The sequence below is a fragment of the Micromonospora sp. NPDC048930 genome, assembly GCF_043197935.1.
Classification (GTDB): domain Bacteria; phylum Actinomycetota; class Actinomycetes; order Mycobacteriales; family Micromonosporaceae; genus Micromonospora.
The window spans coordinates 403,871-417,240 of the sequence record NZ_JBICUB010000007.1 but is presented as its reverse complement, the minus strand read 5'-3'; the positions used below and the strand labels follow the sequence as shown (position 1 = coordinate 417,240).

Sequence of the window (13,370 nt, the reverse complement as noted above, 5' to 3'; positions counted from 1 at the left end):
CATCCCCACGGGAGGACCCCCTTGAAGCTCACCCCCTCGACTCGGCGCTGGCTGGCCGGGATCGGCGTCGCAGGCGCGTTCGTCGCCGCCTCCGCCAGCCCGGCCGCCGCCGAGACCACCCCTCGGATCTTCGCCTTCTTCCCGGACACCACCGTGGCCGCCGGCACCGAGGGCGTGGTGAAGTCCGCGGTCCTCTACGCCGAGGACAGCACCGTCCTGCGCGACGTCGCGATCCGGTACGACTACCGCACGCTGGCCGGGAAGGTCACGCTCACCGGCGAGAACGACAGCGACGACTGCACCGCCCCGGAGGCGGGTGTCCTCGTCTGCCGAGAGCACTTCGACGTCGTCGTGGACCCGTACTTCGGCGGCTTCCCGACCCGGGTGAAGATCGCGCCGACCGACGCCGCCAAGCTCGACGACAAGGGCGACCTGAAGATCACCGTCCAGACGGGTGACACCGACCGAGCGACCTGGACGTCCCAGATCCGCGTCGGTGAGGGCGTCGACCTGGCGGGCGGTCCGGACACCGAGCTCAGCGTCGACATCGCGAAGAACTACGGCAACTTCTCGGCACCGGTCACGGTGAGCAACGTCGGCGGGACCACCGCCAAGGGCGTCGTGGCGCTGTTCGACCAGGACTGGGCGATCACCCCCGCCGACCGGTGGAGCAACTGCTACTACCTCGACGACATCCTCATCGCCTGCGAGTTCGACGAGGAGATCGCGGCTGGCGAGACCCGCTCCACCACGTTCCACTACTCCCTCCGGCCGGACACCTACGCGCCGGGCACGGCCCACGGCTACACCCAGTTCATCACCCCGGGCGACTTCGAGGACCTGATCGGTGCCGCCGAGAAGGCCGGCGTCAAGACCGCGAAGCGGGGCACCGGGGCGAAGCTGACCCTCGGCAAGGCCACCAGCAGCCGGGCCGCCCAGACCGACGTCGACCCGACGAACAACTCCTCGGGCCTGACCGTGCACGTGCTCGGTAAGCGTGGCGCCGACCTCGAGGCGATCGGGGCCAAGCTGAGCGGCAAGAAGGGCGAAGTCGTCCGCGCGGTTGTCGGCGTCCGCAACAACGGCCCGGCCACGGTGGACCACGTCCGCTCCGGCTCCGACGTCACCTTCGTCGACGTGACCGTGCCCACCGGCACCACCGCGGTGCACGTGCCGTGGGACTGCGTCCCGTTCAAGGGTGACGGCACCAAGTTCGACGACAGCGCGGGCAAGCCGGGAGCGGCAAAGTACCGCTGCTTCGCGGGCCCGATCCTCTTCGCCGGCGAGATGATCGACCACCCGTTCGGCCTCCGGATCGACAAGGTCGTGCCGAACGCGACCGGCAGTGTGCAGATCAACGTCGAGTGCAAGTGCGAGGGCGGCTTCAAGGACGACCTGAAGCCGGCCAACGACATCGCGAAGATCGTGGTGAACGCGACCGGTGACGGTGGCCAGGGTGGCGGCGGCACGCTGCCGATCACCGGCTCCTCCACCGGCCTGATCGCCGCGATCGGCGCGCTGCTGCTCGCCGCCGGCGCCGGCGGCTACGTGGTGGCCCGCCGCCGCCGGACCCGCTTCGTCGCCTGATCCGTACGACAGCACCGCCGCCCCGTCGACCCGTCCCCGGGTCGGCGGGGCGGCGTCGTTCCCGGGCCTCTCGTCGTCAGGACGCCGACCTCGCCGCACAGGGGCAGCGCGGCACCTTAAGAATTCCTTAAGCTCTATGGATCGCGCCGGCATCCCTCGACGGGAGGATTCCTGATGCTCACCCGCTCCGCGTGGCGCTGGCTGGCCGGGCTCGGCGTCGCGGGCGCGTTCGTCGCCGCCTCCGCCGTGCCCGCCGCCGCCGCCGACGCCCCCTTCACGGTCGTGGCGGCCGACCTGCTCGTCGCCCCCGGGCAGGCCACCCAGGGCGTCGTCCGTGCCGCGTCACCCGACCCCGACCGCCGGGTCGAGTTCGGCCGCACCACGCTGGACGTCGACTTCTCCGGCATCTCGGGCTTCGCCGTGCTGTCGCCCTCCGTCGGGGCTGACGGCTGGATGTGCGACCACTCCGGGTCCACCCTGCACTGTGAGGCCGACATCGGCGACGGCGACGAGCCGAGTCTGGACTTCCGGATCACCGCCAGGAAGGACGCGGCGCCGGGCGGGAAGGGTGATGTCAGCTTCTCCCTGCGCAGTGCCGGCCAGCAGGCCGCCACGAGCGCCACGGTGACCCTGACCGAGGCCGTCGACCTGCAGGCCGGCCCGCCGCTCGCGGCCAGCGCCCCACCGGCCGGCGAGTTCGGTGTCCGGCCCACCGTCCGCAACGGCGCCGAGGTGACCAGCCACGGAGCGGTGGTGAACTTCACCGCCAACTACCACATGCAGTTCATGAACGAATTCACCAACTGCCGGTACAACCTGTGGGGCGGGACCGCCTGCACCTTCGACCAGGACCTGGAGCCGGGCCGGACGTACCAGGTCGACAGCGACCTGCGGGTCAAACTCTTCACGGACGCCCGCTCCGGCGCCCACTACACCGCCACGGCCCAGTGGTGGACCAAGGACGACTGGGCGGAGGCCATCAAGGACCAGCCGCCCGGCGACACCGGCGAGGACCGGGAACTGCGCCTGGTCGAGGTGACCGGCGTACGGGCCCGGACGTCCCAGACCGACCCCGACCCGGCCAACAACCGGACCGACATCACGGTCACCGTGACCGGCGACCAGTACGCGGACGCGACGGTCACGGGCGCGAAGGCCAGCGGCCGGAAGGGCGACGTCGTACGGGTCGTGCCGACCCTCCGCAACCTCGGCCCGGCGTTGATGGAGTACCAGCACGGCCCGCTGGTCCGGGTGGCGATCCCCCCGGGCACCACCGCAGTCCGGGTCGCCCGGGAGTGCCAGCCGTACACCACCGACGAGGCATGGGACCCGTCGAACGGCGACTGGGGCGAGCCGGGCGCCCGGCAGTACGCCTGCTATGCCAGCGACACCGGGGCGGATTGGCATTACCGCTACGCCTTCCAGCTCCGCATCGACAAGGTCGTGCCGAACGCCACCGGTGCGGTCCGGGTCAAGCTGCCCGGTGACCCGAACAGCAGCAACGACAGCGCCGCAATCGTGATCAACCCGACCGGCGACGGCGGCCAGGGTGGCGGCGGCCTGCCGATCACCGGTCCCCCGACCGGCCTCATCGCCGGCGTCGGCGCGCTGCTGCTCGCCGCCGGCCTGGCCACCTACGCCGCCACCCGCCGCCGCAACACCGACGTCCCCACCTGACCCACCCACCAAGACCAACAAACACCAGCAGCACGGCACGGTTGACGAACGACCACGACAGGTTTCCGGGGAGCCCCGCCCGCGGAGGGATCAAGCCTGACCGCCCGGAGCGGGGGGCTCCCCGGAAACCCCACGAGAACAGAAACAAATCGACAGCGGTGAGAAGATCAAGAACGTGCTGCTGACCCTGACCACCACCCACCGCCCCGCGACCGATCTCGGCCACCTCCTGGTGAAGCACCCGGACCGCGTGCAGAGCTTCGACCTGCCCGCCGGCACCGCGCACGTGCTCTACCCCGAGGCGGACGAGCATCGCTGCACGGCGGCGCTGCTGGTCGAGGTCGACCCGCTGAAGCTCGGCGGCGGCCGGGGCCGCAAGCAGGCCGCCACCCCGGACAGCTTCACCCTCGGCCAGTACGTCAACGACCGCCCGTACGCGGCGTCCAGCCTGCTCTCGTCGGCGCTGGCCAAGGTGTTCCGGTCGGCGCTGCGCGGCGAGTCCCGGGACCGGCCGGAGCTGGCCGCCACCCCGATCCCGCTGGCGGTACGGGTGCCGGTGCTGCGCTGCCGGGGCGGCGCCGAGCTGGCCGTACGGGTCTTCGCCCCGCTCGGCTGGACGGTGACGGCCACCCCGATCCCGCTGGACGAGGCGTACCCGGAGTGGGGCGACAGCCGCTACGTCGACCTGACGCTGGCCGGCACGCTGCGGCTCGCCGACGCGCTCAACCACCTGTACGTGCTGCTGCCGGTGCTGGACGACGCCAAGCACTACTGGGTGGCGCCGGACGAGGTGGACAAGCTGCTCCGGGCGGGCGCCGGCTGGCTGGCCGACCACCCGGAACGTGGCCTGATCACCCGCCGTTACCTGGCGCACCGCCGCGCGCTCGCGGGCGAGGCGCTGGCCCGCCTGGCCGAGCTGCGGCTGGCCGACGAGCCGCCCGCCGACGACAGCGTCGAGGGCGCGGAACGGGCCGAGGCACCCCGTGCGTCGCTGGCCGCACAGCGGCGGGAGGCGGTGCTGGCCGCGCTGCGGGACAGCGGCGCGAGCCGGGTGCTGGACCTGGGGTGCGGGGGTGGTGCCCTGCTCACCGCGCTGGTCGCCGACCGGCGGTTCACCGAGGTCGTCGGCACCGACGTGTCCAGCCAGGCGCTGACCGTGGCCGCCCGGCGGCTGCGGCTGGACCGGCTGCCGGAGCGGCAGCGGGATCGGATCACGCTGTGGCAGTCGGCGCTGACCTACCGGGACGACCGGCTGCGCGGCTACGACGCGGCGGTGCTGATGGAGGTCATCGAGCACCTCGACCCGCCTCGCCTGCCCGCGCTGGAGGACGCGGTGTTCGGGCACGCCCGACCCGGCACGGTGGTGGTGACCACCCCGAACGTCGAGTACAACGTCCGCTACGAGGGGCTGGGCGCGGGTCGGTTCCGGCACGCCGACCACCGGTTCGAGTGGACCCGGGCCGAGTTCGCGGCCTGGGTCGAGCGGGTGGCCGAGGCCCACCGCTACACCGCCACCATCGGCGGCGTCGGGGACGAGGATCCCGAGGTGGGAAGCCCGACGCAGATCGCCGTGCTGCACCGGAAGGAGGAGATCAGCGCATGACCACCCTGGACATTCCCGAGCTCGCCCTGGTGGCGCTGGTAGGCGTCTCCGGTTCCGGCAAGTCCACCTTCGCCCGCCGGCACTTCCGGCCCAGCCAGGTGCTCTCCTCGGACGCCTTCCGCGGCATGGTGGCCGACGACGAGAACGACCAGTCGGCCTCCGGCGACGCGTTCGACGCGCTGCACCACGTCGCCGGGATCCGGCTGCGCCGGGGCCGGCTCACCGTGGTCGACGCGACCAACCTCCAGCCGCACGCCCGGGCCGCGCTGGTCAAGGTGGCCCGCGAGCACGACGTGCTGCCGGTGGCGATCGTGCTGGACGTGCCGGAGGCGCTGGCCTGGGAGCGTACGCAGTCCCGGGCCGACCGGACCCACGGCCGGCAGGTGCTCGCCCGGATGCAGCGCGACCTGCGGCAGTCGTACGGGCGGCTGGCCCGGGAGGGCTTCCGCAAGATGCACGTGCTGCGCGGGACGGCGGAGATCGACGCCGCCGAGATCCGCTACGAGAAGCTGTTCAACGACCGGCGCGAGCTGACCGGGCCGTTCGACATCGTCGGCGACGTGCACGGCTGCCGCGAGGAGCTGGAGGCGCTGCTGGTCCGGCTGGGCTACGCCGTGCACCGCGACGGCGCGGGCCGCCCGGTGGACGCGGTGCACCCGGCCGGGCGTACCCCGGTCTTCGTGGGTGACCTGGTGGACCGCGGCCCGGACTCGCCCGGCGTGCTCCGCCTGGTGATGGGCATGGTGGCGGCCGGCCACGCGATCTGCGTGCCGGGCAACCACGAGCAGAAGCTGCTGCGCAAGCTGCGCGGCCGGGACGTGCGGCTCACCCACGGCCTGGCCGAGACGATGGACCAGCTGGCGGCGGAGCCGGAGCGCTTCGTGGCCGACGCGGCGGCCTTCATCGAGGGCCTGGTCAGCCACTACGTGCTGGACGGCGGCCGGCTGGTGGTGGCGCACGCGGGCCTGAAGGAGGCGTACCACGGCCGGGCGTCCGGCCGGGTGCGGTCGTTCGCGCTGTACGGGGAGACCACCGGCGAGACCGACGAGTACGGCCTGCCGGTCCGCTACCCGTGGGCGCGCGACTACCGGGGCGCGGCCACGGTCGTGTACGGGCACACCCCGACGCCGGAGCCGGAGTGGGTGAACAACACCATCTGCGTCGACACCGGCTGCGTCTTCGGCGGCCGGCTCACCGCGCTGCGCTACCCGGAGAAGGAACTGGTCTCCGTCCCGGCGGTGAAGGAGTGGTACGCCCCGGCCCGGCCGCTGGTCGCGCCCACGGCCGCCCGGCCGGACACCGTGCTGGACCTGGCCGATGTCACCGGGCGGCGGCACCTCACGCACGCGTACGGGACGCTGACCGTGCCGGCCGAGAACGCCGCCGCCGCGCTGGAGGTGATGAGCCGGTACGCGCTCGACCCGGGCCGGCTGGTCTGGCTGCCGCCGACCATGGCGCCCTGCACGACGTCGACCGTCGACGGGTTCCTGGAGCACCCGGAGCAGGCGTTCGCCGACTACCGCGCGGCCGGCGTCGAGCGGGTGGTCTGCGAGGAGAAGCACATGGGCTCGCGGGCCGTGGTGCTGGTGGAGCGGGAGCCGGGGCGGTTCGGGGGCGGGGCGGTGCACACCCGTACCGGCCGGCCGTTCTTCGGGCCGCCGCTCGACGACGAGCTGCTGGCCCGGGTCCGCGCGGCGGTCACCACCGCCGGCCTCTGGGGCGAGCTGGACACCGACTGGCTGCTGCTCGACTGCGAGCTGCTGCCCTGGTCGGCGAAGGCGGGCAGCCTGATCCGCGAGCAGTACGCCGGGGTCGGTGCGGCCGGCCGGGCCGCCCTGCCCGCGGTACTCGCCACGCTGGACGCCGCCGCCGGCCGGGGGCTGCCGGTGGGTGAGCTGCGCGGCCGGATGGCCGACCGGGGGGCCGAGGTCGAGGCGTACTCGGCGGCGTACCGGGCGTACGTCGGGCCGACCGACGGGCTGCGCGGGGTGACCCTGGCGCCGTTCGCGGTGCTGGGCGGGGCCGGGGTGAGTTACGCGGACCGCGACCACGGGTGGCACCTGGCCCTGGCCGACCGGCTCTGCGCGGCGGACCCGGAGTTCTTCACGCCGACCCGCCGGCAGGTGGTCGACCTGGCGGACGAGGCGGCGGTGGCGGCGGCGACCGACTGGTGGCTGGCGCTGACCGCGGGCGGTGGCGAGGGCATGGTGGTCAAGCCGTACGCCGGCCTGGCCGCCCGCTCGCCGAAGGGGTCGCTGCTCCAGCCGGGGATCAAGTGCCGGGGCCGGGAGTACCTGCGGATCATCTACGGTCCCGGATACACCGAGCCGGGTCAGCTCGGCGCGCTGCGGAAGCGCTCCCTGGGGCGCAAGCGCGGCCTGGCGCTGCACGAGCACGCCCTCGGCCTGGCCGCCCTGGACGCGCTCGCCGAGGACGCCCCGCTCTGGCGCCGCCACGAGCTGGTCTTCGCCATCCTCGCCTGCGAGTCCGAACCGGTAGACCCGCGCCTGTGACCCCCGCAGCAGGGACCTGATTCACGGAAAGAGTGGCTGTCCGATGTCGGATGGCCACTCTTTCCGAGAATGTGTGGCTTGCTTCGGCGGTCGGCGGGCGGTCCGGCGCGGCTCCGGAGCGGGCCCGGGTACCCTTTGTGGCCGTGGACACAGCTGAGAAGACCCGGATGATCTCCGAGAGCGTCGCTCTGAACCCGCTCGATCCGAAGGACCTGATCCACACCTTCGGGATGATCGGCGTCTGGGCGATCCTCTTCGCCGAAACCGGCCTGCTGGTCGGCTTCTTCTTCCCGGGCGACTCGCTGCTCTTCCTGGCCGGGGTGGCCGCCTCACCGGTCGCCGACGCGATCTTCGGGGCCGGCACCCGGCTGTCGCTGGCCGGGCTGCTGATCGGCGGCCCGCTCTGCGCGATCGCCGGCGCGCAGCTCGGCCACTGGCTGGGTGCCCGGTACGGCCGGCGGATGTTCGACCGCCCCAACTCCCGGCTGTTCAAGCGGGAGTACGTGGAGAAGGCCGAGTACTACTTCCAGAAGTTCGGCCCGGCGAAGGCCGTGGTGCTCGCCCGGTTCATCCCGATCGTGCGGACCTTCCTCAACCCGGTGGCCGGCGTGCTCGGCATGCCCGCCCGGCAGTTCTTCGTGTGGAACGTGGTCGGGGCGGTCCTCTGGGTGGACGGCATCCTGCTGGTCGGCTACCTGCTGGCCGACCAGATCTACAACGCGATCGGCGACAAGATCGACCGGTACATCCTGCCGGTGGTCGCGCTGATCATCCTGATCTCGGTGCTGCCGATCTTCTTCGAGTTCCTCCGCGACCGGCGGGCCCGCAAGCGCGGCGAGGCGGCCGCGGTGATCGCGGCGTCCAGCGCGGCCGGTGCCGTCGAGGCGGTGCGGGACGCGGTCGAGGGCGACGACCACCGCCGGCGCGGGCACGGCCCGCAGCACGGCCGCTGATCCCGGGTACGCCGATGGCCGGTCCCCTCGCGGGGGCCGGCCATCGTCGACCTGCGGGTGGTACGGGTGACGGGCAGCCGTCACCTATGGCCATCCGGGCTCGGCGCGTCTGACGCCGCGCCACGACCCCGGACAGCCATCCGGTGGTGGCGCCACCCCTGGCACGCCACCCGACGGCACACTCAGTCGAGGCGGCCTACGGCCATCGAGGCGCGACGCTTCTGACGCCGCGCCACGACCCCGGACAGCCGACCCGGACCGCGGACACGTGCGGTTTCAGCGGGCCTTCTTGGTGGCCCGCTTGCGCGGCGGGGTGAGCAGATCCGCGATCGTGGCGATCGCGGTCGGCACCAGCCGGTAGTACGCCCAGACACCGCGCTTCTCCCGCTCCAGCAAGCCGGCCTCGGTGAGGATGCGCAAGTGGTGGCTGACCGTCGGCTGCGAGAGGCCGAGCGGCGCGGTGAGGTCACACACGCACGCCTCGCCCTCGGGCGCCGACTGGATCAGGCTGAGCAGCCGCAGCCGGGCGGGGTCGGCGAGGGCCTTGAGGACCCCGGCGAGACGCTCGGCATCGGCACGTTCGATCGGCTCGCCGGCAAGCGGCGAGATCTGAGGCATGGTCATTTCAGCCAACGCAGTTCCCACGTATTCCATCCTTCCACCAGCAGCATCGATCCGCCTGCATATCAGCAGATCCGAATCGGCAAACTTTTACGCCACAAGGCCGAGGTCAGCCAACGTATAGGCCGCCCGATACGGCAGTCCGGCGGCTCGCACCGCGTCGCCGGCGCCTCGATCAACAATAACCGCCACACCAACCACCTCGGCCCCGGCCTCACGCAACGCCTCGACCGCGGTCAACACACTGCCGCCGGTCGTCGAGGTGTCCTCGACCGCGAGCACCCGCCGGCCGGCGACGTCCGGCCCCTCGATGCGCCGCTGGAGGCCGTGTGCCTTGCCCGCCTTACGAACCACGAAGGCGTCCAGCGGCCGGTCGGTCTCAGCCGCCGCGTGCAGCATCGCGGCGGCGACCGGGTCGGCCCCGAGGGTCAGCCCGCCGACGGCGTCGTACTCCCAGTCGGCGGTGAGGTCACGCATCACGCGACCGACCAACGGTGCCGCCCGGTGATGGAGCGTGACGCGACGCAGATCGACGTACCAGTCCGCCTCACGGCCCGACGAGAGCACCACGCGACCGTGGACCACAGCCAGATCGGTGATGAATTTACGCAGGTCGTCGTGGTCGCCCATGGCGATAGAGGGTACTGCGCAAGTCTGGGAGCCGTCTGTCGGGTCCACCCAGGTCAACCCTGCGGGCGACCGACGAGTGGCTATGTCCGACTACGCTGTGCGACTGCGCCTCGGGACCGACGGGCGCCGATCCCAGCGACGGGACGCCCGTCCAGTGGGCCGACGGTCAGCCGCCGTCCCGCCCCACCCGGCCGCGGCTGTCCCGCGAGACGCCCCGCAGCAGCCGGCGCGGAGCGTGCCGCAGGCCCGCCACGGCCAGCTTGTACTTCCAGCTCGGCACGCTGACCAGCTTGCCTCTTCGCAGGTCGCGCAGCCCTTCGTCGGCCACGTCGTCGGCCCGCAGCCAGAGCCAGCGGGGCGTACGGGACATGTCGATGCCGGCCCGCTCGTGGTAGCCGGTACGCGTGTAGCCGGGGCAGAGCGCCATGACCCGGACGCCGAGCGGGGCCACCGAGAGACCGATCGACTCACTGAAATTTGTCACCCAGGCCTTGCTGGCCGAGTACGTCGAGCCCGGCATCGGCACTCCGAAACCGGCAACCGAAGAGACATTTATCACTGCCCCGCCGCCCCGCTCGATCATGGGTTCGAGCGCCGCGTGGGTCAGCCGCAGCACCGCCAGCACGTTCAACCGGAGCAGGCGGGCCTCGTCCTCGACGGCCGACCGGACGAACGGGGTGTTGAGGCTGATCCCCGCGTTGTTCACCAGCAGCTCGACCGGCGGGACGGCGACGAGCCGACGCTCCACGGTGGCGCAGCCGTCGTCGGTGGACAGATCGGCGGAGAGGGTCTCGACCTGGCGGCCGTACCGGCCGGTCAGCTCGGCGGCGGTGGCCGCCAGCCGGCCGGCGTCCCGGGCCACCAGGATCAGGTCCCAGCCGTCGGCGGCCAGCCGGCGGGCGAATGCCTCGCCGATGCCCAGGCTGGCTCCGGTGATCAGCGCGCGGCGCGGGGAGGGCTGGGGTGCGTCGGTCACGGACGATCCTCGGGGGGTGGGGTCGGCTGCGGGCCGGTGGGCGGCGGGGCCGGCGGGGTCGACACCGGACCCGGCGGCGGCGCCCACGGCGACGCGGGACCGTGGGCCGGCGGAGCGGAGGCGGGACCGTAACCCGGGCCGGACGGTGGGACCGGACCGGCCGGCGGGAAGGGACCAGCCGGCGGCACGGGACCGGCTGGCGGGAAGGGACCGGCCGGAGGCGTGGGGCCGGCGGGCGGGGTGGGACCGGCCGGAGGCGTGGGGCCGGCGGGCGGGGTGGGACCGGCCGGAGGCGTGGGGCCGGCGGGCGGGGTGGGGCCGGCCGGGGCGGGGACGCGGCGGAAGAAGGCACCGGCCGCCGGGGAGACCAGCAGCGCCGCGACCACCAGGTAGCCGAGGACCTGCGCCACCGACAGGGTGGCGTTCACCGGTATCCACCAGTCCGGGTACGCGTCGGCGAGCCGGCCGAACAACTCGGCGGTGGCCCGGCCGTCGGCACCGACCTGCAACGGGGTGGCCCGCTGGCCGACCAGCACGGCCAGCCCGCAACAGCCGCAGAACAGGCCGAGGCCGGCGACCACCCAGGTGGCCACCCGGGCGCCGGAGCGACCGGAGCGCAGACCGAGGGCGAGTCCGACCAGCACCAGAGCCATCACCACGCCGACCACGGCGGACAGCACCGTGGAGCCGCGCAGCACCGACACCACCTCGTCGATCTCGCGCTGGCCGGCCCCGGTGGCGCTCGCCGCGGCACGGAACCGGGTCACCGTGCCGCCGACCACGGCCAGGCCGGCGATCGCGTACGCCACGGCGCCGACCGCCATCAGCAGCAGCAGCGCCGCCGCCGAGACGACCGCCCCCGGACGGCGGGGCGCGGCCTGAACGGGGTACGACACGACGAATCCCTCCGGTAGGCGTCGGCTTGCAACCTACTCGGAGGGATCGTCGGCGTCGCTCTTATCCGGGGAGTCAACTTCCGGGTGGCGGCTCCGGTTCGCGGCGCTCGCCGGACTCCGGCGGCTGGCCCGGAGTCGGCGGGTAGCCGGGCGCGGACGGGTAGCCGGGCGCGGACGGGTAACCGGGCGCCTGCGGCTGACCCGGCCAGGCGGCACCCGGGACCGGCGGCTCCCAGACCGGCTGGCGCGGCTTGCGGAAGAACTCGTTGGCCGCCGGCAGCGCCAGCAGGATCAGGGCCGCCAGCAGGGCGAGCAGGGCGACCACGCCGAGCAGCGTGCTCACCGGACCGAACCAGCCGGGCAGCGCGTCCGCCAGCCGGCGCTGGATCTCCTGCCCGCTCGGTACGTCACCGGTGGTGGAGCCGCCGCCCATCGTGCCGCCGAGCGTGTTGTTCACCAGGCTGCCGCCGGTGCAGCAGAGCAGGATCCCGCCCAGCACCCAGGTGGTGATCCGGGCACCGTTGCGGCCCCGGTTGTTCAACAGCGCGAGCACCACGAGCGCGACCGCGAGGAGCAGCGTCAACACCGCCCCGACGAGGCCGAACACCCAGGCGATGTCGGCCGCCTGCTCGACGGAGGTGCCCCGGTAGGCGTCCCGCAGGACCTCCCGGACCGTGCCGATGGTGGCGAGCGTCAGGATCAGGTTCACCACCTGGATGGCGGCGACGAGGATGAGCAGCCAGCTGGATACCGTCACCACGCCCGGGCGGGCGCGGGCCGGCGTTCCGGAGGCATCGACCATGATTCTCCTTCCCTGGGCAGCACGACCACGGTAACCAGGTCCGGCCGGGACGGCACGGCACGCGGGCCGGGATTCGCCGGGTGGTTCAGCGGGACGTCTCCCGCCGGCAGAGCCGCCGGTACTCGGCGGTCACCACCGCGAGCAGCAGGAGGTCCACGCCGAGCGCGAAGACCGCGCCGAACTGGTTGACCGTGAAGCTGAAGATCTGCCCGAACAGCAGGTCCACCAGGAGCGCGAGCTTGAACAGCCGGAAGGCGCGTACCTGGTTGCTGGGCAGCAGCAACGCGCCGCGGATGGCGAGCACCGCGGTGATCGCCGCGGAGATCGCCACCCCGAGCACCGCGCCCCACTCCCGCTGGTCGGGCAGTTGGCCGGTGATCGCCTCCTGGAGGACGTTGAGCACGACGACGAACGGCTCGCCGACCACGTAGAGGACCACGAGGGAGACCACCCACCGGTGCGTGGTCACCCAGATGAACGCCCGGCGGGCCCGGATGAACCAGGGCTGCCAGAACCGGGGGGCGGGTGGCTCGCGTCGGGGCACCGCGTCCAGCAGCCGGGCCACCGCCTCCTCGATGTCCGGGCCGCAGCCCCGGACCAGCCGCAGCACGGCGGCGCGGCGCCGCGCGGTGAGGCCGGTGCCGAGGCCCCCGACCACCGTGTACAGGGCGTTGGCCGTCCGCTCCGGCCCGGTGAGCCGGGTCCGGCCGCGGATCGCCTGGGTGATCACCACCAGCAGGGCGAACGCGCCGTAGATGATGCTGGCGGCCGGGGCGTAGAAGTAGTCGGTGCCGGCGGTGACGAACTTGCCGACCTCGTCGATGAAGAGGCCGAACCCCATCCCGCCGAGGATGGCGCCGATGACGCGTGCCGCGCTGCCGAGGAAGACCAGCGCGACACCGAGGCCGGCGGTCATCAGCAGCCCGCCCCAGAGCACGTGCGCGATGTGCAGCCCGCCGCCACCGAGCTGCGGGTACCCGGCCGCTTGGAGGAACGCCCGGGTGAGCAGCACGGTCACCACCCCGGAGAGGACGAACGCCTGGAGGTACGACGGCGCCTCCAGGACCCGGGGCGGCATCGACCGGCGGGACGGGCGACGTGCCATGATCCCG

10 protein-coding genes and 1 pseudogene are annotated in these 13,370 nt (G+C 73.2%); 5 read left to right on the top strand and 6 right to left on the bottom strand.

Features of this window, described 5'->3' with window-relative positions; translation table 11 throughout:
• Positions 1-21 precede the first annotated feature (21 nt).
• The 5 genes from ACGFI9_RS21065 to ACGFI9_RS21045 all read left to right on the top strand — a co-directional run bounded on the left by ACGFI9_RS21065 (position 22) and on the right by ACGFI9_RS21045 (position 8,333).
• On the top strand, positions 22-1,587 hold the full coding sequence (locus ACGFI9_RS21065) for an LPXTG cell wall anchor domain-containing protein (protein ID WP_393180043.1): 1,566 nt from the start codon (positions 22-24) through the stop codon (positions 1,585-1,587).
• A 174-nt stretch (positions 1,588-1,761) separates the two neighbouring features.
• Positions 1,762-3,264 carry a hypothetical protein gene (locus ACGFI9_RS21060; protein ID WP_393180041.1) on the top strand — a complete coding sequence of 501 codons (1,503 nt, stop codon included), beginning with the start codon at positions 1,762-1,764 and terminating at the stop codon, positions 3,262-3,264.
• Between the two features lie 175 nt (positions 3,265-3,439).
• Positions 3,440-4,867, top strand: a complete 1,428-nt coding sequence (locus ACGFI9_RS21055) for a 3' terminal RNA ribose 2'-O-methyltransferase Hen1 (protein WP_393180039.1) — start codon at positions 3,440-3,442, stop codon at positions 4,865-4,867.
• Positions 4,864-7,380, top strand: coding sequence for a polynucleotide kinase-phosphatase (locus ACGFI9_RS21050; RefSeq protein ID WP_393180038.1), 2,517 nt, complete (start codon positions 4,864-4,866; stop codon positions 7,378-7,380). The genes ACGFI9_RS21055 and ACGFI9_RS21050 overlap by 4 nt, the downstream gene beginning before the upstream one ends.
• A 167-nt stretch (positions 7,381-7,547) precedes the next feature.
• A complete protein-coding gene (locus tag ACGFI9_RS21045) occupies positions 7,548-8,333 on the top strand; it encodes a DedA family protein (RefSeq protein WP_393180164.1) in 786 nt (261 codons plus the stop codon).
• A 276-nt stretch (positions 8,334-8,609) separates the two neighbouring features.
• Here the strand turns inward: ACGFI9_RS21045 and ACGFI9_RS21040 are convergent, their stop codons facing one another.
• The 6 genes and pseudogenes from ACGFI9_RS21040 to ACGFI9_RS21015 form a co-directional block, all read right to left on the bottom strand.
• Positions 8,610-8,987: a helix-turn-helix transcriptional regulator gene (locus ACGFI9_RS21040; protein ID WP_007073957.1), complete on the bottom strand. Its 378-nt coding sequence runs from the start codon at positions 8,985-8,987 to the stop codon at positions 8,610-8,612.
• A 57-nt stretch (positions 8,988-9,044) separates the two neighbouring features.
• The gene (pyrE, locus tag ACGFI9_RS21035; protein WP_393180036.1) at positions 9,045-9,584 is read right to left on the bottom strand and encodes an orotate phosphoribosyltransferase; all 540 of its coding nucleotides are present in this window, start codon (positions 9,582-9,584) and stop codon (positions 9,045-9,047) included.
• Positions 9,585-9,750: 166 nt separating this feature from the next.
• Positions 9,751-10,560 carry an SDR family NAD(P)-dependent oxidoreductase gene (locus ACGFI9_RS21030; protein WP_393180035.1) on the bottom strand — a complete coding sequence of 270 codons (810 nt, stop codon included), beginning with the start codon at positions 10,558-10,560 and terminating at the stop codon, positions 9,751-9,753.
• Between the two features lie 284 nt (positions 10,561-10,844).
• Positions 10,845-11,456: pseudogene (locus ACGFI9_RS21025) on the bottom strand (hypothetical protein); the annotation flags it as partial.
• Positions 11,457-11,529: 73 nt separating this feature from the next.
• Positions 11,530-12,258 (bottom strand): hypothetical protein, encoded by a 729-nt coding sequence (locus ACGFI9_RS21020; RefSeq protein ID WP_393180033.1) that lies wholly within the window; start codon positions 12,256-12,258, stop codon positions 11,530-11,532.
• An 85-nt stretch (positions 12,259-12,343) separates the two neighbouring features.
• Positions 12,344-13,336, bottom strand: coding sequence for a hypothetical protein (locus tag ACGFI9_RS21015; protein WP_393180162.1), 993 nt, complete (start codon positions 13,334-13,336; stop codon positions 12,344-12,346).
• Between the last annotated feature and the right edge of the window lie 34 nt (positions 13,337-13,370).

What these genes read in the sequence shown, in the direction of transcription:
- ACGFI9_RS21060 (WP_393180041.1), top strand. Translation starts at nt 1,762, where the DNA reads ATGCTCACCCGCTCCGCGTGGCGCTGGCTGGCCGGGCTCGGCGTCGCG.
- ACGFI9_RS21050 (WP_393180038.1), top strand. Translation starts at nt 4,864, where the DNA reads ATGACCACCCTGGACATTCCCGAGCTCGCCCTGGTGGCGCTGGTAGGC.
- ACGFI9_RS21045 (WP_393180164.1), top strand. Translation starts at nt 7,548, where the DNA reads ATGATCTCCGAGAGCGTCGCTCTGAACCCGCTCGATCCGAAGGACCTG.
- ACGFI9_RS21040 (WP_007073957.1), bottom strand. Translation starts at nt 8,987, where the DNA reads ATGGAATACGTGGGAACTGCGTTGGCTGAAATGACCATGCCTCAGATC.
- pyrE (WP_393180036.1), bottom strand. Translation starts at nt 9,584, where the DNA reads ATGGGCGACCACGACGACCTGCGTAAATTCATCACCGATCTGGCTGTG.
- ACGFI9_RS21020 (WP_393180033.1), bottom strand. Translation starts at nt 12,258, where the DNA reads ATGGTCGATGCCTCCGGAACGCCGGCCCGCGCCCGCCCGGGCGTGGTG.
- ACGFI9_RS21015 (WP_393180162.1), bottom strand. Translation starts at nt 13,336, where the DNA reads ATGCCGCCCCGGGTCCTGGAGGCGCCGTCGTACCTCCAGGCGTTCGTC.